Origin of the sequence: Enterobacter sp. Bisph1 (assembly GCF_000814905.1) — a bacterium.
Taxonomy (GTDB): Bacteria; Pseudomonadota; Gammaproteobacteria; order Enterobacterales; family Enterobacteriaceae; genus Kosakonia.
Genome location: NZ_JXAG01000041.1, coordinates 1 through 20,101 on the forward strand (window position 1 = coordinate 1; position 20,101 = coordinate 20,101).

The 20,101-nt window shown below is 55.3% G+C and carries 13 protein-coding genes and 1 pseudogene; 9 read left to right on the top strand and 5 right to left on the bottom strand.

Features of this window, described 5'->3' with window-relative positions:
* The 4 genes from hypF to RW65_RS12790 form a co-directional block, all read right to left on the bottom strand.
* Window positions 1-1,645: carbamoyltransferase HypF (gene hypF, locus RW65_RS12775; protein ID WP_039057138.1), on the bottom strand; the 1,645-nt coding region annotated here is incomplete at its 3' end.
* Window positions 1,629-3,779: a formate dehydrogenase subunit alpha gene (fdhF, locus tag RW65_RS12780; RefSeq protein ID WP_039057139.1), complete on the bottom strand. Its 2,151-nt coding sequence runs from the start codon at window positions 3,777-3,779 to the stop codon at window positions 1,629-1,631. The genes hypF and fdhF, both read right to left, overlap by 17 nt.
* A gap of 36 nt (window positions 3,780-3,815) precedes the next feature.
* On the bottom strand, window positions 3,816-4,361 hold the full coding sequence (hydN, locus tag RW65_RS22425) for an electron transport protein HydN (RefSeq protein ID WP_039057140.1): 546 nt from the start codon (window positions 4,359-4,361) through the stop codon (window positions 3,816-3,818).
* 134 nt (window positions 4,362-4,495) lie between these two features.
* Window positions 4,496-5,509, bottom strand: a complete 1,014-nt coding sequence (locus RW65_RS12790; protein ID WP_039057141.1) for a LacI family DNA-binding transcriptional regulator — start codon at window positions 5,507-5,509, stop codon at window positions 4,496-4,498.
* Between the two features lie 262 nt (window positions 5,510-5,771).
* Between RW65_RS12790 and ascF the strand changes: the two genes are divergently transcribed.
* The 5 genes from ascF to RW65_RS12815 all read left to right on the top strand — a co-directional run bounded on the left by ascF (window position 5,772) and on the right by RW65_RS12815 (window position 12,440).
* On the top strand, window positions 5,772-7,214 hold the full coding sequence (gene ascF, locus RW65_RS12795; RefSeq protein WP_039057142.1) for a PTS cellobiose/arbutin/salicin transporter subunit IIBC: 1,443 nt from the start codon (window positions 5,772-5,774) through the stop codon (window positions 7,212-7,214).
* A 20-nt stretch (window positions 7,215-7,234) separates the two neighbouring features.
* Window positions 7,235-8,659, top strand: a complete 1,425-nt coding sequence (locus RW65_RS12800; RefSeq protein WP_039057143.1) for a 6-phospho-beta-glucosidase — start codon at window positions 7,235-7,237, stop codon at window positions 8,657-8,659.
* Window positions 8,660-8,825: 166 nt separating this feature from the next.
* Window positions 8,826-9,719 (top strand): SDR family oxidoreductase, encoded by an 894-nt coding sequence (locus RW65_RS12805; protein ID WP_039057144.1) that lies wholly within the window; start codon window positions 8,826-8,828, stop codon window positions 9,717-9,719.
* A 68-nt stretch (window positions 9,720-9,787) separates the two neighbouring features.
* Window positions 9,788-11,602 carry a glycoside hydrolase family 15 protein gene (locus tag RW65_RS12810; protein ID WP_039057145.1) on the top strand — a complete coding sequence of 605 codons (1,815 nt, stop codon included), beginning with the start codon at window positions 9,788-9,790 and terminating at the stop codon, window positions 11,600-11,602.
* 76 nt (window positions 11,603-11,678) lie between these two features.
* Window positions 11,679-12,440, top strand: a complete 762-nt coding sequence (locus RW65_RS12815) for a class I SAM-dependent methyltransferase (protein ID WP_039057146.1) — start codon at window positions 11,679-11,681, stop codon at window positions 12,438-12,440.
* A gap of 48 nt (window positions 12,441-12,488) precedes the next feature.
* Here RW65_RS12815 and RW65_RS12820 read toward each other — a convergent pair.
* Window positions 12,489-13,171 (bottom strand): annotated as a pseudogene (locus tag RW65_RS12820) (hypothetical protein).
* A gap of 507 nt (window positions 13,172-13,678) precedes the next feature.
* Here RW65_RS12820 and pgaA point away from each other — a divergent pair.
* The 4 genes from pgaA to pgaD are packed head-to-tail and all read left to right on the top strand — an operon-like array spanning window position 13,679 to window position 19,934.
* Window positions 13,679-16,144 carry a poly-beta-1,6 N-acetyl-D-glucosamine export porin PgaA gene (gene pgaA, locus RW65_RS12825; RefSeq protein ID WP_039057147.1) on the top strand — a complete coding sequence of 822 codons (2,466 nt, stop codon included), beginning with the start codon at window positions 13,679-13,681 and terminating at the stop codon, window positions 16,142-16,144.
* Window positions 16,145-16,153: 9 nt separating this feature from the next.
* Entirely contained in the window at window positions 16,154-18,169 is a 2,016-nt protein-coding gene (gene pgaB / locus RW65_RS12830; protein ID WP_039057148.1) for a poly-beta-1,6-N-acetyl-D-glucosamine N-deacetylase PgaB, read from the top strand.
* Window positions 18,166-19,500, top strand: coding sequence for a poly-beta-1,6-N-acetyl-D-glucosamine synthase (gene pgaC, locus RW65_RS12835; RefSeq protein ID WP_039057149.1), 1,335 nt, complete (start codon window positions 18,166-18,168; stop codon window positions 19,498-19,500). The genes pgaB and pgaC overlap by 4 nt, the downstream gene beginning before the upstream one ends.
* Window positions 19,497-19,934, top strand: a complete 438-nt coding sequence (gene pgaD / locus RW65_RS12840; RefSeq protein ID WP_072037757.1) for a poly-beta-1,6-N-acetyl-D-glucosamine biosynthesis protein PgaD — start codon at window positions 19,497-19,499, stop codon at window positions 19,932-19,934. The genes pgaC and pgaD overlap by 4 nt, the downstream gene beginning before the upstream one ends.
* Window positions 19,935-20,101: the final 167 nt, after the last annotated feature.

The following is a 20,101-nucleotide window of genomic DNA, read 5'->3' on the forward strand; positions in this document are numbered from 1 at the left end:
GCGCCGCGAGATCGCCGCCGGGCAGCGCCACCGCCGGTAAGCCGCCAAGGCGTTCGCACTCGCGGTAATTAACCCGCAAACACTCGCCGCCCCACAGTTCTCCGTTCTCGCCCATGCCAATGCCATCAAGGGTTAAGGCAATCACATCCCCTTGTTCCAGCCCCCAGCCATGTTCGCCAAGGCAGGCGGCGGCATGAGCGTGGTGATGCAGCACGCTCTGCACCGGCAGGCCGTAGCTGCTGGCCCATTGATGGGTGCGATAGCCCGGGTGGGCATCCATCACCACCTGCTCGGGGGTGAAAGCGTAAATTTGCTGCATCAAACCCAGAGCGCTGCGCCACTGGGTTTCCACGCCTTCGTCCGTGAGGTCGCCAAAATGTTGCCCCGGCACGGCACTGTTGCCGCGCAGCAGACAAAAGGTATTTTTCATATCTGCGCCGAGACACAGTAGCGGCGGCACATCGCTAAAACCCGGTGGCAGCGGCAGCGCATCGGGTACATAGCCGCGCGAACGGCGCAGCATCTCGCCGCTTACCCGCACCACGGAATCATCCATGCGCTGGACGATATCGCGGTTGTGCAGCAAAAAACCGTCGGCGATATCCGCCAGATCACTTAACGCTTGTTCATTGCTTATCGCTGGCGGTTTACCGCTGAGATTGCCGGAGGTCATTACCAGCGGGCGCTGTAACGCCTGCGCCAGCAGATGCTGTAGCGGATTGGCGGGCAGCATCACGCCTACTTCATCAAGCCCCGGAGCAATCGCCTCGCACAGTCCGGAAATGCTGCCTTTTTCCACCAGCACAATTGGCGCAGCGGGCGTGGCGAGTAAACGCTGCGCCTGTGCATTCACCTGTTGGCCGTCGGGTAACATCACCGCCAGCGGTTTTGCCGGACGGTGTTTACGCGCGCGCAGGTGCAGCACCGCCGCCTGATTACCCGCGTCGCAAACCAGATGAAAACCGCCAATGCCTTTTACCGCCACCACGCCGCCGCTTTTTATCAGCGAGACGGCGGCCTGCAAGGCGGCTTCCCCGTGGGTCTGATGCTCGCTGCCGCGCCATTCAAGGCGTGGACCGCAGGCTTCACAGGCCACAGGCTGGGCATGAAAACGGCGATCCAGCGGGTTGCGATACTCCGCCTCACAAACAGGGCACAAGGGAAACCCCGCCATCGCCGTATACGGCCGGTCGTAGGGCATGGCGTGAATAATGGTGAAGCGCGGCCCGCAGTGGGTGCAGTTAATAAACGGATAGCGGTAGCGGCGCTCGTTGGGATCGTTCATTTCGGCGAGGCACGCCGGACAAGTTGCGGCGTCGGGGACGATCTGTGTGTTCATTGCGCCGCCCGCGCTATGGCGAATGGCGAATTCCTCTGGCACGGTGGACCAGCAAAACGCCGTGCTGGTCACCTTATCAATGCGCGCCAGCGGCGGGCACTGTTGTTGCAGGAGGGGAAGAAAATCGCCTTCGTGACCGAACAGGCGAATCTCCACCCCCTGCGCATCATTACAGACATCGCCCTTCAGGCCGAGCTGCTGCGCCAGCTGCCAGACAAAGGGGCGGAAGCCCACCCCTTGTACTTTGCCGTACACGCGCAAGCAGACACCGTCGCTGTCGGCCGTCTCATCACTGCATCGCTGCATCAAGCAATCGACTCTTCATCTGTTGATAAGTGCGCAAAGTGTACTCTTCAGCCCAGCGCTGATCGTTGATCGCACTCACCCGAACGGCGCAATATTTGGTCTCCGGCGTTTTCGAAATTGGATCCAAATTATCCTGCGTCAGTTCGTTACAGGCGCCAATCCACCACTGGTAGGTCATATAGACGCTGCCATGATTGATACGCTCGCTAACGTCAGCACGGGTGATGACTTTGCCGCGACGGGATTCCACCCACACCAGTTGACGATCCGTGATACCGAGGGCATCGGCGTCCGCCGGGTTGATCTGCACAAAGCCTGGTTCATCAGCGAGGGTTTGCAGCGCCGCACAGTTGCCGGTCATCGAACGGCAGGAGTAGTGACCCACTTCGCGCACCGTACAGAGTACCAGCGGGAACTCGTCATCGGGACGTTCCGCCGGCGCACGCCACTGGGCGGCAAACAGATGACCTTTGCCGTCCGGCGTATCGAACTTATTGTTCTGATACAGGTACGGCGTACCGGGATGGTCAAGGGTCGGACACGGCCACTGTACATGCCCCATATCGCCCATTTTTTCGTAGGTGACGCCATAGAACAGCGGGCACAGCTCGCGCATCTCATCCCAGATTTGCTGGTTGTTGTCATAGTGCATCGGATAGCCCATTTCCGTGGCAATCAGGCTGATGATTTCCCAGTCGCGCTTGACGTTGTACTGCGGCTCAATGGCTTTTTCGAAACGCTGAAAACCGCGATCGGCGCAGGTAAAGACGCCGCCATGTTCGCCCCACGAGGTGGCAGGCAGCAGCACATCCGCCTGCTCGGCGGTTTTGGTCATAAAGATATCCTGCACCACGACAAAATCGAGGGCTTCAAAACCTTTACGCACCAGCCCAAGATCCGCTTCGGTCTGCAACGGATCTTCGCCCATGATGTAGTAGGCTTTCATTTTGCCTTCCAGCGCCAGGTGCGGCACTTCGGTAATGCGCACGCCCACTTTGTCGTCCATCACTGCCGGATCAATGCCCCACGCGTCGGCGAACTTCGCCCGCACCTGCGGGTTAACCACATCCTGGTAACCAGGGAACTGGTTGGGGATCACGCCCATATCGCACGCGCCCTGCACGTTGTTCTGCCCGCGCACCGGACCGACGCCGACATGCTCGCGCCCAAGGTTGCCGGTGAGCAGCGCCAGGCTGGAAAGCCCTTTAACCACATCCACCGCCTGACCAAACTGGGTAACGCCCATGCCCCACATAATAGTGGCAGACGGCGCGGCAGCGTAGGTACGCATCGCCTGACGCACCTGTTTTGCCGGCACGCCTGTAATATGTTCTACCGCTTCCGGCGCGTAATCTTTTACGGTTTCGCGGTAAGCCTCCAGCCCGGTGGTGAAGCTGGCGACATAATCTTTATCGTAGAGTTCTTCTTCCAGCAGCACATAGCCAAAGGCGTTAACCAGCGCCATATTGCAGCCGTTGTTGAGCTGCAGATGCTGATCGGCAATGCGCGCGGTTTCGATCCTGCGCGGATCGCAAACGATTATTTTCGCCCCGTTCTGTTTGGCTTTAATTACCCGGCGCGCCACGATCGGGTGCGAATCGGCGCAGTTATAGCCAAATACCAGCAGGCAGCGCGAATTTTCGAGATCGCCGATGGAGTTGCTCATCGCCCCGTTGCCGAGAGTTTCCTGCAGCCCGGCGACGGAAGGCCCGTGACAGACGCGCGCGCAGCAGTCGACGTTGTTGGTGTGCAGCACGCCGCGGGCAAATTTTTGCATTACATAGTTGGTTTCATTGCCGGTGCCGCGCGAGGATCCTGTCGTCATAATGGCGCGCGGGCCAAATTTGGCTTTAGTGTCGCTAAGGCGTTTAGCAGTGTAGCGGATCGCTTCATCCCAGCTGACGGGCGTTAACTTGCCGCCTTTTTCGTAGCGAATCATCGGCTGCGTCAGACGCGGCGTCAGCAGTTTGGTGTCGTTAAGAAAATCCCAGCCGTAATAGCCCTTCAGGCACAGTTCGTTTTGGTTTGTGTGGCCGTCAGCCGCTTCTGCACGGATGATTTTTCCGTTATCGACGACCAGTTTCAGTTTGCAGCCAGCGCCGCAGTAAGGGCATACGCTTGTAATTTTTTTCATCAGTAACAGACCTGTTAAAAGTGAAAGGCAGATTGTTTAGAACACCAGGGAAACGGCACTGTCCAGCGCGGCGCGGCGACGTTTTTCCGCGCTCATCTGTTCCAGTAAGTTGCGATCGACACACACCAGCGCTTTTGTCGGGCAGGCCTGCATACAGGCGGGACCGCTTTCGCTGTGGTGGCACAGGTCACATTTGTTGGCTTCGGCTTTTTCGGCGCGCACATTTAGCCCCGCACCGCTGTGGCGTACCACCGGGCGCACAACGACTTCCATCGCCCCGTAAGGGCACGCCACGACGCAGGTTTTGCAGCCAATGCAGCGTTCCTGCATCACATGGACAAAACCTTCGTTGCGGCTAATTGCGCCGTTCGGGCAGACGTTGGCACAGGGCGCGTCTTCACACTGACGACATAACGTCGCCGTCGACACATTGACGCCCTTAATGACATGAATACGCGGCAAAAACGAGTCAGGCGTCAACGCCGCACAGTCCTGGTTTTCCTGATGGGACACCACGCAGGCGACCTCACAGGTGCGACAGCCAATACATTTAGCGGCATCGGCCATAATAAATCGGTTCATCAATTCCTCCGGAAAAAGGCACTCTCCCGGCGGACTATTCATAAAGCGTGCCAAAAATTAATGCATTGTTTTTAAAGAGATTTAAAAATGAGGGGCACTGTCATCGACACTAGTGACGATGACAGCTGACGAGATCAGGCATGGGGGCCGTTAATAATCGAGTCGCGGGTAATTAACTCACCGGGAAAGGTTTGCTGCTGGTGGAAATCGCCGCCGTCGAGCATAAAGATCAAGCGGTTAATGGTCTCTTTAATCATCCCGGTGGCGGGAATTTTCACACTGGAGAGCGCCGGGACGGTAAACGGCGCAATGGCGATATCATCGAACCCCACCACCGAGACCTGCTGCGGCACGGCAAGTTTGCTTTCGTGCAGCTGTTTAATCGCGCCGATGGCCATATCGTCATTACTGGCGACCAGCGCCGTAAAGGTCGCGTTGCGCGCAAGCAGCTCCGCCACACCCTGCGCGCCGCTGGCAGGGGTCCATTTGCCCTGCACGATCAGCTCGTCACGCACGGCAATGTCGTGTTGGGCCAGCGCCTCTTTATAACCGGATAGACGTTCAATACCCGTGGGCGAATCCAGCGAGCCGGTAATAAAGGCGATATCGCGATGACCGCGGGCAATCAGCTGGGATACCGCGCTAACGCTGGAGGCTTTTTGATCGGACCAGACGCAGTGGCTGGCATGCTTTCGCAGGCGGCGATTGAGCACCATGATCGGCTGGGAATGGTTGTCGATAATCTCATCAAGTTCATCGACGCTGAGAAAGCGCGGATAAATAATAATCGCGTCACAGCGCAGGTCGAGCAGGTACTGGATCGCCTGGCGCTCCTCTTCGGCGCTGTGTTTGCCATCCGCCAGCAGCAGCTGGCGGCCTTTATCTTCCGTCATCCGCGCGGCGTGAGAGAGTAGCTCGCTGAAGTAAACGCCGTGATAAAGGGTATTGGTGACCACCAGCCCCAGGGTCTGGGTTTTACTCGAAGCCAGGCTACGAGCCAGTAAATTCGGGCGGTAGCCGCTTTCGGCAATCGCCGCAAAAACCCGCGCTTTGGTCTCTTCGCCCACATATCCTTTGCCCGTCAGCACGCGGGAAACCGTGGCTTTTGACACCCCGGCACGCTTTGCCACTTCCTGCATTGTTGCCATCTTGCTACCCCTGCAAACATCGTGACCGAAAGTGTACTTCAGGCGTTGTGATGAAGGAAACACTCCACCATCGAGCCATAATCCGAATCCCCCGCCATCCAGTGATCGCCGTCACGATTATAAAAATCGCCAACTTTTCTTTCTTGCTTACGACAAATAAACTCATCATGATTTTGTGGAACCGGTTACCTATTTTGTGTTTCATGGTCGATACAACCCGGCGATGAAGCAGTACCTTATTGATAAAACAGGATAAAATCCAATGGCAAAGAATTATGCCGCGCTGGCCCGCTCGGTGGTCGACGCGCTCGGCGGTGCCGATAATATCGCCGCCGTCACCCACTGCATGACGCGTCTGCGCTTTGTGGTAAAAGACGAATCGCGTATCGACAGCCCAACGCTGAAAAGCGTCAGCGGCGTAATGGGCGTGGTGCGTAACGACAACCAGTGCCAGGTTATTATTGGTAATACGGTTTCACAGGCTTTTCGCGAAGTGGTCAGCCTGCTGCCGCAAGATATGCAACCGGTCGAGACACAAACCACTCAGAAGCTGACCTTACGCCGCATTGGCGCGGGCATCCTCGATGCGCTGATCGGCACCATGTCGCCGCTGATCCCGGCGATCATTGGCGGTTCGATGGTCAAACTGCTGGCGATGGTGCTGGAGATGTCCGGCGCACTGCCAAAAGGCTCCTCAACGCTGACCATTTTGACGGTGATTGGCGACGGTGCGTTCTTCTTCCTGCCGTTGATGGTCGCGGCCTCGGCGGCGGTGAAATTCAAAACCAATATGTCGCTGGCGATCGCTATCGCCGGGGTGCTGGTGCATCCGAGCTTTATCGAACTGATGGCGAAAGCCGCCCAGGGCGAGCATGTGGAATTCGCTTTTGTTCCGGTCACGGCGGTGAAATATACCTATACGGTGATCCCGGCGCTGGTGATGACCTGGTGTCTGTCGTATATCGAACGCTGGGTCGATCGCATTACGCCTGCGGTGACGAAAAACTTCTTAAAACCGATGCTAATTGTGCTGATTGCCGCACCGCTGGCGATTGTGCTGATTGGCCCGCTCGGTATCTGGATCGGTAGCGCTATTTCCGCGCTGGTCTACACCATTCACGGTTATCTCGGCTGGCTCTCCGTCGCCATTATGGGCGCGCTGTGGCCGCTGCTGGTGATGACCGGTATGCACCGCGTGTTTACCCCAACCATTATTCAGACCATCGCTGAAACCGGTAAAGAAGGCATGGTCATGCCGTCAGAAATCGGTGCCAACCTCTCGCTGGGCGGCTCTTCGCTGGCGGTGGCGTGGAAAACGAAAAACCCGGAGCTGCGTCAGACCGCACTGGCGGCGGCGGCTTCCGCTATTCTGGCGGGTATTTCAGAACCGGCCCTCTACGGTGTGGCGGTACGTCTGAAACGTCCGCTGATCGCAAGCCTTATCAGCGGCTTTATCTGCGGCGCGGTTGCCGGTATCGCCGGGCTTGCCAGCCACTCAATGGCGGCGCCTGGGCTCTTTACCAGCGTGCAGTTCTTCGACCCGGCAAACCCAATGTCGATTGTCTGGGTGTTCGGCGTGATGGCGCTGGCGGTAGTGTTATCGTTTGTGCTGACGCTGCTGCTTGGGTTTGAAGATATCCCGGTAGAAAAAGAGCGTACCGCGCCGAAGGCCGAGCCGGTAACCGTAAAAGCAGCACAAGCCTGATTAACGTAACGAGGTAATGCATGTCAGTTTTTCCAGCAGGATTTTTATGGGGCGGCGCCCTTGCCGCCAACCAGTCGGAAGGGGGTTATCTGGAGGGCGGCAAAGGGCTGACCACCGTGGATATGATCCCGCACGGCGCCAACCGTCTGGCGGTAAAAGTCGGTCAGGAGAAACGCTTTACCCTGCGTGAAGATGAGTTCTATCCCAGCCATCAGGCGACCGATTTTTATCATCGCTATAAAGAAGATATCGCCCTGATGGCGGAGATGGGCTTTTCGGTATTTCGTACTTCGATTGCCTGGAGCCGCCTCTATCCAAAAGGTGACGAGCTGACGCCAAACCCGGAAGGGATTGCCTTCTACCGCGCGGTGTTCGAAGAGTGCAAAAAGTACAATATCGAACCGCTGATTACTCTGTGCCACTTCGACGTGCCGATGCATCTGGTGGTGGAATACGGCTCCTGGCGTAACCGTAAAATGGTGGAGTTTTTTACCCGTTACGCCCGCACCTGCTTTGAAGAATTCGACGGGCTGGTGAAGTACTGGCTGACCTTCAACGAGATCAACATCATGCTGCACAGCCCCTTCTCTGGTGCCGGGCTGGTGTTTGAAGAGGGTGAAAACCAGGATCAGGTGAAATACCAGGCGGCGCACCATGAGCTGATTGCCAGCGCGCTGGCGACCAAAATCGCCCATGAAGTGAACCCGCAAAACCAGGTGGGTTGCATGCTGGCGGGGGGCAATTTTTACCCCTACTCTTGCAAACCGGTCGATGTCTGGACGGCATTGGAGAAAGATCGCGAAAACCTGTTCTTTATCGATGTGCAGGCGCGCGGCAGCTATCCGGCCTACTCGGCACGCGTGTTTCGCGAAAAAGGCGTCACCATTGTCAAAGAAGCCGGTGACGACGAGATTCTCAAGAACACCGTCGATTTCGTCTCTTTTAGCTATTACGCCTCACGCTGCGCCTCCGCCGATATGAATGCCAACAATACCAGCGCCGCGAATATCGTGAAATCCCTGCGCAATCCGCATATTGAAGTGAGCGAATGGGGCTGGGGCATCGATCCGCTCGGTCTGCGCATCACCATGAATATGATGTATGACCGTTACCAGAAACCGCTGTTCCTTGTGGAGAACGGTCTGGGGGCGAAAGATGAACTCAACGCTAACGGCGAAGTGGAAGATGATTACCGTATCAGCTATTTGCGCGAGCATATCCGCGCTATGGGCGACGCCATTGAAGATGGCATTCCCGTTATCGGCTATACCAGCTGGGGCTGTATCGATCTGGTGGCGGCATCGACGGGCGAAATGAGCAAACGCTACGGTTTTGTTTATGTCGATCGCGACGATGCCGGGAACGGTACGCTGGCACGCAGCCGTAAAAAATCGTTCTGGTGGTATAAAAAAGTGATCGCCAGCAACGGGGCCGATCTCGACTAATTACTTCACAATATCTGCCGGGTAACGCGACGTAATTTCGCCGTTTCCCGGCTTTTCCCCGCCGTTTACAGACTTTTCTCATCGGTTGTTTGCCGCTTAATACCGTGACAACGCTCACATCTATGCCAGGCTTAATTTATCTACAACAACGCCTGAAGGAGATAGCATGGCAGAGCAAAATCCGAAAACGAATCTCGCACCGCACTATCCGACACCGCCGTTTGCTGAACAACCGCAGCCTGCTCCAGGCCTCGCCAGTAAAATGATTCCGGTCCCCGATCATGGCGAAACCAGCTATCGCGGCTCCGGTCGTTTAGCGGGCCGTAAGGCGCTGATCACCGGCGGCGATTCCGGGATTGGCCGCGCAGTGGCGATTGCCTATGCCCGCGAAGGGGCCGATGTGGCGATCAACTACCTGCCGGAAGAGGAATCCGATGCGGCAGAAGTGATCAAACTGATTGAAGCCGAAGGGCGCAAAGCGATTGCCATCCCGGGTGATATTCGCTCTGAAGCCTTTTGCCAGACGCTGGTAAAAGAAGCTGTTTCTAAACTGGGCGGGCTGGATATTCTTGTGAATAACGCCGGGCGTCAACAATTCAACGAGTCGATTCTGACCCTGTCGACGGAAGATTTCGACGCCACCTTTAAAACCAACGTCTATGCGATGTTCTGGATCACCAAAGCGGCTATCGAACATCTGCCGCGCGGGGCGAGCATCATTAATACCTCGTCGGTGCAGGCCTACCAGCCTAGCCCGATCCTGCTGGATTACGCTCAGACCAAAGCGGCGATCGTGGCGTTCACCAAATCCCTGGCCCAGCAGCTCGGTGAAAAAGGTATCCGCGTGAATGCCGTCGCACCAGGTCCTTACTGGACACCGCTGCAGTCGAGCGGCGGCCAGCCGCAGGAAAAAGTGCAGCAGTTTGGTGCTACCGCGCCGCTTGGCCGCCCGGGTCAGCCGGTCGAGATCGCACCGCTGTATGTCACTATGGCCTCTCCTGAAAGCAGCTACACCTCCGGCCAGGTTTGGTGCTCGGATGGCGGTACCGGTACGCTGTAACGTCACGTCTACTTACGCCCGCTATGGCCGCCCTTCGGCGGCCTTTTTTGGTTAAGGATGTCGCAATTTTGAAGAACACAACATATCACTCGCCGGTGCGCGAGGATGGCTTTGCCGAACCCGGCGATTACGCCGCCATTGGCGAAGGGCGTTCGGTGGCGCTGATCGCCCCGGACGGTTCCATTGACTGGTGGTGTGCGCCCAATATCGACTCTCCTCCCCTGTTTGACCGCCTGCTCGATCCAGAGATCGGTGGTTTTTTTCAGCTTGAACCGCAGCAGCCCTATACCGTCACCCGCAGTTACCGTCAGGACAGCAACGTGCTGGAAACCTGCTTTACCACCGACAGCGGCAAAGTGCGTCTTACCGAGTCCATTAACAGTACGCTGGCCGGGCGCTTGCCGTGGAGCGAACTGGCGCGGCGGATCGAAGGGTTAGAGGGTGAAGTCGCCTTAACCCTGAAAGTGCGTTTCGGTACGCGGGCGGAGACCTGTTCGCCGTGGATGAACGAAACCACCCACGGCAACGTCTACCACGTCGCTGATTTAATGGCAATGCTGCGCACCAGTGAAGAGGTGGAGATCACCGACGCGGATGATGAGCAGATTAGCGGGCAGATTAACGTTGCCCGGGGTCAGCGGGTGCTGGTTGCCCTGTTGGTAACGGAAAAAGAGCCGCTGGCGGTGCCGGATCTGGCGGCCATCGACGAAAGAATTGAAACCAGCCACCTCGCCTGGTGCGACTGGAGTAAAAGCCTGAGCTATGAAGGACGCTATGCGCAGCACGTCGGGCGCTCGGCGCTGGCGCTGAAATTCTTGTGGTATTCGCCAACGGGTGCCCTTGCCGCAGCCGCCACGACCTCCATCCCTGAAGGGGTTGGCGGCGAGAAAAATTACGATTACCGCTACGCCTGGATCCGCGATGCCTGCCTGATCATTAAAGCTTTTGCCTTTTTGGGCGCGCTGGAGGAGTGCAAAGCCGCCTTTTCCTGGTTATCGAAAACCATTATTCGCCACGGCGTGAGATTGCAGGCCTGCTACACTCTCGAAGGGGAAGTGGTACCCAGCGAAAGCTATCTGCCTCTGCGCGGTTATAAAGATTCCCGGCCCGTAAGAGTGGGCAATAATGCCCGCGATCAGTTACAGCTCAGTATGTATGGCGACATGCTGGCGACCGCCGAATTGTTCGTCAAAGCGGGACATGTGCTGGATCTGACCACTTCGCGGCTGCTGGGTGAGCTGGCGAACTGCTGCGCCGATAACTGGCGGCAAAAGGATGGTGGAATTTGGGAGCTGCCGGAACGGCAACACTATACCCATTCGAAAATGGCCTGCTGGCTGGCGCTGGATATGGCGGTGCTGATGGCGAAAGAGAAATATATTGAGCCGACCTGGATTGGCCGCTGGGAGCGCGAGCGGGATCGCATCCGCGACTGGATCGAAAGCCACTGCTGGTCTGAAAGCAAACAGGCTTACCTCTTCTACCCGGAAAGCGAGGATCGGCTGGATGCTTCGCTGGCGCTGGTATATCGCTACGGTCAGCATGTTAATCCCTCGCGCATGCTCTCAACTTATCGGGCCATTGAAAAAGAGCTGGGGCACGGCGGTCCGCTGGTCTATCGCTACAGCGGCGTAGAGCAGGAAGAGAACACTTTTGTCGCCTGTTCGTTCTGGCTCGCAGGCGCATGGGCGGCGCTGGGGGAAGTTGCCAAAGGCGAAGCGGCGATGGAAACGATCCTCGAAACCCTGTGTGATAAAGGCAATATCGAGACTTTTAATGAGATGTTCGATATCCGCAGCGGGAAATGGAGCGGCAACCTGCCGCAGGGATTAAGCCACCTGGCGCTGATTTGTGCCGCCCAGGCGATTACGGAACAGGCTTAACGTCGCTGTCCGGCAGCATCTATATCGACTTTATGCATCAAGTCGATAACCATGACATTTTAATAGTAATAAGCCTATGAAACAGTTCAATAAAAATGCCGAAGCTTATAACAACGTTCGCAGCAAGATCGCCTATCCCGATGCCTTATACGCCTCGCTGGCAGCGCGGTCGCCGACACACGATGCCGCGCTGGATATCGGCTGCGGCAATGGCGTCTCTACCGTGCGCCTGCAGGGGCTGTTTCAGCATGTGGAAGGTTGCGATATCGGCGAGTTACTGATTGAGAAAGCCCGACAGAATTACCCGGATCTGACCTTCAGTATCTCCCCGGCCGAAGAGTTTACGCCGCAGCGCCGCTTTGATCTGATCACCAGCGCGACTTCGTTCTACTGGATGGATCGCAAAGCGGTGCTGATGAAAATGAAGCAGTGGCTCAAACCCGACGGAATGTTTTGTGCCTACAAATATGATTTTCCGGTGGCATACGGGCCGCTGCGCGACTTTATTGAGTATGAACTGGTCACTAAATGGTCGCGCCACCGCGATCCGCGCCTGACTCAGTACGACGATACGCTGGAAATTATGCAGAGCTGTGACCATTTGAAGCAGGCGCGCCGTGAAGTGTTCGCGAATATTATTTTTCTGACGCCGCAAGAGGTGGCGCTGTTTTTCCTGTCCACCAGTTATGTAACGCACTATATCGAAGAGGAAGGTGGGCAGGCTTATATCGACCAGTTTCTCACCGCCGTGCAGGATATTGAGCGCGCACCACAGGTGGCGATAAATTTTGATATCCATGCGTTTACCGCGGTCAACGGCTTTAGCTCGCCCGTTTAAACTGAGGAATAGATCAATTGCATCCGGCATGTTGCTACATCGCCAATATTAAATCTCTAATGGAAAAAATTTTTCCCAGTTATAACTTATCCTCGCTAATGTCAATTCTCCGACGACATCCCCGTAATCAATTTCCTGACGTTCTAAAAAAACTCCCGCACCGTTGCGGGTATAAAAGCAGCGCCGTAACGCAGGATCGTGCTGTGCCAGAATGGCGCCGGTAATGGAGTGCTGCTGTGCCGCATCAGCAACTCATCTTTCCAGTTAGACGCCAGAATTTTCTCGCAGAATGACTGACGCATCGCTATCGCTGGCTCATCCGGGATACCAGCCAGTAATAACTGGCTGGGCAAAGTGATTAAACGAAGGTTCCTGATCACAATCCTTTTCGAATGATATCCAGCCCAGATATTTTTCAATTGCTCAACTTTCGAGGGCAATCGCTCGTTTGCCTTATAGAGTGGTAGAGTCAGTGGTAAGAAGGTGAAATGGAAACTGTGTTCTGGCAGGATGTCGGCGAGTGGATCATCCCTTGTGAGCGCGTTTAATTCATCAAATAGCTGCGAGACCGAAAATGGCATACGCGGTTTTATGCCTGTTGCCAGAGCAAGTTTTACCGGGTCGTAGTAGTTTTCCTCTCTGATTTCCCCGATTCCAGCATTATCTTTCCACATCCCAATGGTGTTTAAATTTGTTGAACGGTAAATATCTGGCAAGTTAAAGGATTTCATCACCGACCTTATGAGGTATTGAACATAGGCTATTAATTGCAGTTTCATCAGATACTTTAGATCATTCTATTAATATTTCAGCGCTAATTAAGACTTTAGCCAGGATTTTATCTCACTCAAAGGTCTGGTTGTTGAACTACACGAGCATGCGGGACGTCCTCTACTTCCGCTTCTGGCACAGGGCTATGCCTGCTTATCGAGTATGTCAGAATTTTTTCCGTTATGGTGATGGTTTATTGGCGATGATTTTATGGGGACCCTCAGCGCTCCGGCGTTTTTTATTTCATTAATGGGTAAAAGGTAAACGTGGTTGCTAATTTTTTGAGTGACTTTTAGTTTTTTTGAAAGTTAATAGCACTTGATTGAATAATAATAAATACGAAAAAAGCATGATATTTTTAATTTATCTCTATTTTTTTGTTTCTTATTTATCTATTGTATTTTCGTCATCTTTTAGTCATAAATAAATGAAAAGCTCACGTTAAAACAGCGTTAAAAAGGATAACCATGTTCAGAGTTTCCTGCTCCTCTTGCGTTATTAAACCCTTGCGTTCAGGACGATACTTTTTAATGGTTAGCATGTTGTTTCCGACATGGGTATATGCCCAAATGTCTGCCTACGACGAACTTATTATTCAGGCACGAGATGGCGACCGCCAGCCTTTATTGCAATACCTTGCCGTTCGGGAAAAGCAGACACAATTAACGGCGGGAGAGATTGCTGACTGGCTTCAGGTTTCCTCATGGGCCAATAATGACGTTGAGACGCTGGCGGTATGGGATCGTTATCGCCAACGCATGACCATCCCTGCCAGAGGGCAAGTCGCTGCCGCCCGCGCGCTGCGTAACCAAAAGCAGTGGAATGCCTCGCTGGCCGTCTGGGAAACCGTTCTGCAAGGTGAGCCCGGCAATAGCGACGCACGCACCGGCTGGATAATGACGCTCGCAGATGCCCATCGCAACGAGCAAGCCATCACTGAAGCCCGGCGCTGGGTAGACGAGGAGCCGGGGCCAGAGAGAGAGGCACTACTGGCTTATGTTTATCATGTTCAGGGGAAAAACTGGGATTCAGTACTGGCGGCCAGCCACCTCGATACCGATTCAGACCGCAGCAAAAACATGGTGCCCACGCTGTTGTCTGCCCTGTCTGCCAGCCGCATTGCCGGTCCCGCGCTGACCCTTTCAGAGCGCTTCCCGCAGCCTGATGCCATTGCACGTAAACTTGAACTGGATGCGGCGGCGCAAACCGTCCGCGCTGCGTTCACCCCCACCCGCAATGAAGATGAACGATTTCTGGTGGCAGATAAAGCACTGGCTCGCTATGACGAGCTGATTGATGCGTGGAAACAACATCCCGAGGCGCAAGGTGATATGCGACGCGCCAGAATTGACCGGTTAGGGGCGCTGGTTATCCGTAAACGCACGGCTGAAGCGGTCGCCGAGTTTGAATCGCTCGAGGCGAACGGAACGCCTGTTCCTGACTACGCCAGAAGATGGGTCGCTTCTGCATATCTTGCGCAGAAGCAGCCGGACAAAGCCGAGTCGCTGCTTGAAAGCATCTATTTTCCGCGTGGCTCGACCCTGGCATCACAACCGCTGACCATGGACGATCAAGAGGAACTGCTGTATGCCCGTCTCGATAACAACCATTTCGACGAAGCGAAGCAGCAACTGGATGCATACAGTAAAGAGAACCCTTACCTGCAACATATCTATGGTTCTCCCACGCCGCAGCCCAATGACAGCTGGCTGCTGGCCAGAACCTTACAAACCGAATATCTGGTGGCCATCAATAATCTGCCTGCAGCCGAGACGCATGCGGAGCGGTTGGCGCGTACAGGATCGGGTAACCAGGCACTGCGTATTGCCTATGCCTCAGTGCTACTGGCGCGAGGATTACCTCGTGCCGCAGAGCGCGAACTTAAGCTTGCCGAAGTCATTGAACCCAGCAACCTGACGCTGGAAAGGCAACAGGCATGGACTGCCATGGAGCTACAGGAGTGGCAGCAGGCCGAGGAACTGACGAAGGATGTGGTCACCCGCAGCCCGGATGACGTCGCCACGTTGCAGCTTGAACGACTGATGGCGGTACATAACAAAGCTGAACTGCGGATAGCTGGGACTCAGGGCATCTCATCCGACAGTCCGGTCAGTGGCAAACATGATCTTACCCTCACCGCTGCGCTTTATAGCCCACCTGTTAACCAAAACTGGCGACTGTTTACCGGCTACAACTTTGCCCGTGGCGAGTTTGAGGAGGGGAAAGGAATAAGCCGGGACCTGCTGGCGGGCGCGGAATGGACGGCAAGGGATAGCTGGGCCGAAATGGAGGTCTCCGGGCGCAACGATGGCAACGGTCAGAAAATCGGCGGACGCCTCTCTGGCTGGTACGATTTCAGCGACAACTGGCGGGTCGGGGGCTCGGCGGAGCGGTTATCCCGTAACACGCCGCTGCGTGCCCTGCGCAATGGGGTAAGCGCCAACGGTGGCGATCTGTGGTTACGCTGGTATCAGAACGAACGACGCGAATATCAACTCTCACTTTCCGGAGCCCATTTCACCGACGGCAACGATCGACTGGAATACGGCATCAGCGGTAAAGAACGACTCTGGACGCTGCCACGTTTTACGCTGGATTTTATCCCTGGCATCAGCGGCAGTCATAACAGCAAAGAAAATGTCTCTTATTACAATCCCAAACGTGATGTTTCGGCGGTTGCTGGGCTTCGCGCCGAACAGATTCTGTACCGCCACTACGACACGGTGTGGAAGCAACAATTTGAGGCGGGCGCGGGCGATTACTGGCAAAAAGGGTACAGCGCCGGGGCCATCACTCAGTTAGGTTACGGGCAACGTATTCAATGGAATAACGTAGTGGATGCCGGGGTGAAACTTACCTGGGATAAGCGTCCTTACGACGGGAAGCGGGAGCGCAATATTGCCCTCGCATTTGATTTGAATGTCAGGTTTTAAGGGCGCTTCATGATGACACGATGGCTTATCGCCGCGAGGGTAATAGTCGGGTGGATGATGATGAGCATGTGTGCATTGGCCGCGGCACCACGTTATCTTCCTCCCTCTGAGCGGGTGCCGCTGTATGCGGAACAGCGCTGGCCCACCAACAGCTTTCTTGTGCTGGCCTGGCATGACGTGGAGGACGATGCCGCCGATCAGCGCTATCTGTCCGTGCGCACCAGCGCCCTGAACGACCAGTTTGCCTGGTTGCATGATAACGGCTACCACCCGATTAGCGTGCAGCAGGTGCTGGATGCCCATGCCGGGAAAAGCACCTTGCCTGAAAAGGCGGTGTTGCTGACCTTTGATGATGGATACAGTAGCTTCTCGACGCGCGTTCTGCCGTTGCTTCGGTTGTTCAAATGGCCTGCTCTGTGGGCGCCTGTCGGCAGTTGGGTGGATGCACCGGAACATTCGCCGGTGGATTTTGGCGGACTAAAGACGCCGCGGGAAAAATTTGCCACCTGGAAGATGGTTCGCGAGGCCAGCGATTCGGGGTGGGTCGAGGTGGGTGCGCACACCTGGGCATCCCATTACGGGCATGAGGCCAATCCGCAAGGCAGTAAGGAGCCCGCAGCCGCTAACCGTTTATACGATAAAACCAGCGGGCAGTACGAAACGGATGCGCAGTTTGAACAGCGTATGAGTGCCGACCTGTCACGCATTTCGGGCAAAATTAAAGAGGTCACCGGGAAAGCACCCCGAGCCTGGGTCTGGCCCTACGGTGCGGCGAGCGGGACAACACTGAAGCTCGCGCATCAGCAGGGCTACCAGATGGCTTTCACCCTGAACCAGGGGCTGGCGAATGCCGCAAATCTGGAGGATATTCCCCGGATGCTGATTTCCGACAACCCCTCGCTGCGTAGCTTCGCCAGCGATATAGCTGAGGTCAGGGAACCTGAAACCATGCGGGTTATGCATGTCGATCTCGACTATGTATACGACAAAAGCCCGGCTCAACAGCGTAAAAATATCGATCTGCTCATCCAGCGTGTTTTCGATATGAAGATAACCCATGTATTTTTACAGGCCTATGCCGATCCGAAAGGGGATGGCAACGTCAATGCGCTCTATTTCCGCAGCCGCTGGCTACCTATGCGGGCGGATCTGTTTAACTTCGTTTCCTGGCAGTTGCAGACCCGTGCCGGGGTGAAGGTTTACGCCTGGATGCCGGTACTGGCGTTTGGGTTAGACCCCTCGGTGCCGCGCGTGGCGGCGTGGTCGCCAGACAACGGACGAATTGCGCCAGACAACGAACATTATTTGCGCTTATCACCCTGGAGTGCAGTTGCCCGGCAGAGAATCAACGACATCTATGAGGACCTGGCGCGCCATGCCAACTTCAACGGCATCCTCTTCCATGATGACGCTTTTTTGACCGACTTTGAGGATGCCTCCCCAGATGCGCTCAAAGCCTATCGTGCCGCAGGCTTCCCGGACAACATCGCGCAGATACGCGCCAACCCGCAACTGCTGGCGCGCTGGACACGCTTTAAAAGTCGCGCCCTGATTGATTTTACCCGACAGCTCACGCAAACCGTGCGTGCCGTGCGCGGCCCACAGATCAAAACCGCCCGCAACATTTACGCCATGCCGGTCCTGGATCCGCAGAGCGAAATCTGGTTTGCGCAGAATCTGAATGATTTTCTCGGCACCTACGACTGGACAGCCCCGATGGCGATGCCGCTGATGGAAAATGTCCCGGTCAACGATGCCAATGTCTGGCTGGACAGACTCGTCGGGCAGGTAGCCCGTTTCCCTGGCGCGCTGGATAAAACAGTTTTTGAACTTCAGGCACTCGACTGGCGTAAGGGGGCAGGACAGAAGGAAATTAGCGGTGAAATGCTTAACGGGTGGATGCGGCAGCTTAATTTGAGCGGTGCCAGAAACTTTGGCTACTACCCGGACGATTTCATTAACGATCAACCCCGGATGGCAGAGATCCGTTCTGCTTTTTCCTCTAACTGGTATCCGCAAAAATGACCGATCGTCTCATCGCCTTCCTGATCCTTTGCCTGATGTTCAGTTTTCCGCTCGGCGTGGCGGTGATTTTTACCGGTGAAGTGATCCTTGATTTCGTCTTTTTCTGGCCGCTGTTTATGTCGGCCCTCTGGATAAGCGGTGGGCTTTACTTCTGGTTTCACCGCGAGCGCCACTGGCCATGGGGGCCGGGCACACCGCCACCTGCACTCGCAGGCAATCCGCTGATTTCCATTCTTGTGCCGTGCTTTAACGAAGGGCTAAATGCACGTGAGACTATCGAAGCGGCGCTGGCGCAACGTTATGAAAACATAGAAGTGATTGCTATCAATGACGGTTCTAAAGACAACACCGCGGCCGTACTGGACCAATTAGCGAGTGAATATTCACGGCTGCGGGTGATTCATCTGGCGGAAAATCAGGGCAAAGCGATAGCCCTGCAGGCGGGTGCCGCGGCGGCACGCAGTGATTTTCTGGTGTGTATTGATGGTGATGCGCTGCTGGATAAGGATGCGGCGGTGTATATGGTCGCACCGCTGCTCAATTACCCTCGCGTGGGGGCCGTGACCGGTAATCCGCGTATCCGTACGCGTTCAACGCTGGTTGGTCGAGTCCAGGTGGGGGAATTTTCATCTATCATCGGCCTCATCAAGCGTACCCAGCGCGTCTATGGTCAGGTCTTTACCGTTTCCGGTGTCATTGCCGCTTTTCGCCGTCGCGCCCTGGCAGAGGTGGGGTACTGGAGTCCGGATATGATCACGGAAGATATTGATATCAGTTGGAAGTTACAACTGCGCCACTGGTCAATTTTCTTCGAACCTCGTGCGCTGTGTTGGATTTTGATGCCCGAGACGCTGAGAGGGCTTTGGAAGCAGCGTTTGCGCTGGGCGCAGGGGGGCGCGGAGGTGTTTATTGTCAATATGCGTCGCTTATGGAGCTGGGAGTACCGGCGCATGTGGCCTCTGTTTATTGAGTTTTGCATGTCAACGGCATGGGCCTTTGCCTATGTCGTCAGCATTCTGTTGTTTCTCATCGGGCTGCTTATTCCGATGCCCGATTCTTTATATGTTCAGCACCTTTTCCCACCGGCTTTTACTGGCCTGATGCTGGGCGTGGTCTGTCTGTTGCAGTTCGCGGTCAGCCTGTTTATTGAAAGACGCTACGAGAAAGGTTTTGCGGCGTCACTGTTCTGGGTTATCTGGTTTCCGGTGGTGTATTGGATGTTGAGCCTGTTCACTACGCTTGTGGCTTTCCCGAAAGTCATGCTGCGCCGCAAACGCAACAGAGCTCGTTGGGTGAGTCCCGATCGCGGTATTGGGAGATTAAAACCATGATCCAACCTTTAATTTTTACTGAACAACGGCTGTTTCCACGCGCGCTGGATTCCCTGTTAACGATCATTGCCTGGCTGGGGTTTAGCTGGCTGATTTACAGGGGTCTGATAACCGCAATTGAACATGATCCTTTTATGGGGACCAGGCCGTTCTACACCACGCTCAGTACGTTAAGTATCTACCTGCTGGTGGCCTGTCTTATAAGTCTGGCGCTGATCGCCTGGGCAAAATACAACCAGCTGCGCTTTCGTATTGAACGTCGTAAGCGTCGGCCTGAACTTGAGCGCCATGAAGTTGCGGCAAGTTTCAATATCCCCCCCGAACTGGCGCTAATGATGAATCAGGCCAGGGTCTTTACCCTCGCTCATTATGATACGGGGGCAATTGACCGCGTGTGGATGGAGAAAATCCTCGCTGACGTGCAGAGCGAATAACGAAAAACCTGCCGGTAATTTTGGATGTTTGCTGGCAGGTTTTTTATGGATTGTCTGCGGCTCGCTTAATACAGGAGGAGATGAATACGAATGCCTTCCAGTGGCAAGCACCTATTTTACTAACATCAATTCGAGATGCAGACATTTCTCTTTCACGTAACCATCAT

Excerpts from the sequence above, each read along its gene's own strand:
- RW65_RS12805 (WP_039057144.1), top strand. The coding sequence starts at position 8,826 with ATGGCAGAGCAAAATCCGAAAACGAATCTCGCACCGCACTATCCGACA.
- ascF (WP_039057142.1), top strand. The coding sequence starts at position 5,772 with ATGGCAAAGAATTATGCCGCGCTGGCCCGCTCGGTGGTCGACGCGCTC.
- fdhF (WP_039057139.1), bottom strand. The coding sequence starts at position 3,779 with ATGAAAAAAATTACAAGCGTATGCCCTTACTGCGGCGCTGGCTGCAAA.
- pgaC (WP_039057149.1), top strand. The coding sequence starts at position 18,166 with ATGACCGATCGTCTCATCGCCTTCCTGATCCTTTGCCTGATGTTCAGT.
- hydN (WP_039057140.1), bottom strand. The coding sequence starts at position 4,361 with ATGAACCGATTTATTATGGCCGATGCCGCTAAATGTATTGGCTGTCGC.
- pgaB (WP_039057148.1), top strand. The coding sequence starts at position 16,154 with ATGATGACACGATGGCTTATCGCCGCGAGGGTAATAGTCGGGTGGATG.
- pgaD (WP_072037757.1), top strand. The coding sequence starts at position 19,497 with ATGATCCAACCTTTAATTTTTACTGAACAACGGCTGTTTCCACGCGCG.
- RW65_RS12800 (WP_039057143.1), top strand. The coding sequence starts at position 7,235 with ATGTCAGTTTTTCCAGCAGGATTTTTATGGGGCGGCGCCCTTGCCGCC.
- pgaA (WP_039057147.1), top strand. The coding sequence starts at position 13,679 with ATGTTCAGAGTTTCCTGCTCCTCTTGCGTTATTAAACCCTTGCGTTCA.
- RW65_RS12790 (WP_039057141.1), bottom strand. The coding sequence starts at position 5,509 with ATGGCAACAATGCAGGAAGTGGCAAAGCGTGCCGGGGTGTCAAAAGCC.
- RW65_RS12815 (WP_039057146.1), top strand. The coding sequence starts at position 11,679 with ATGAAACAGTTCAATAAAAATGCCGAAGCTTATAACAACGTTCGCAGC.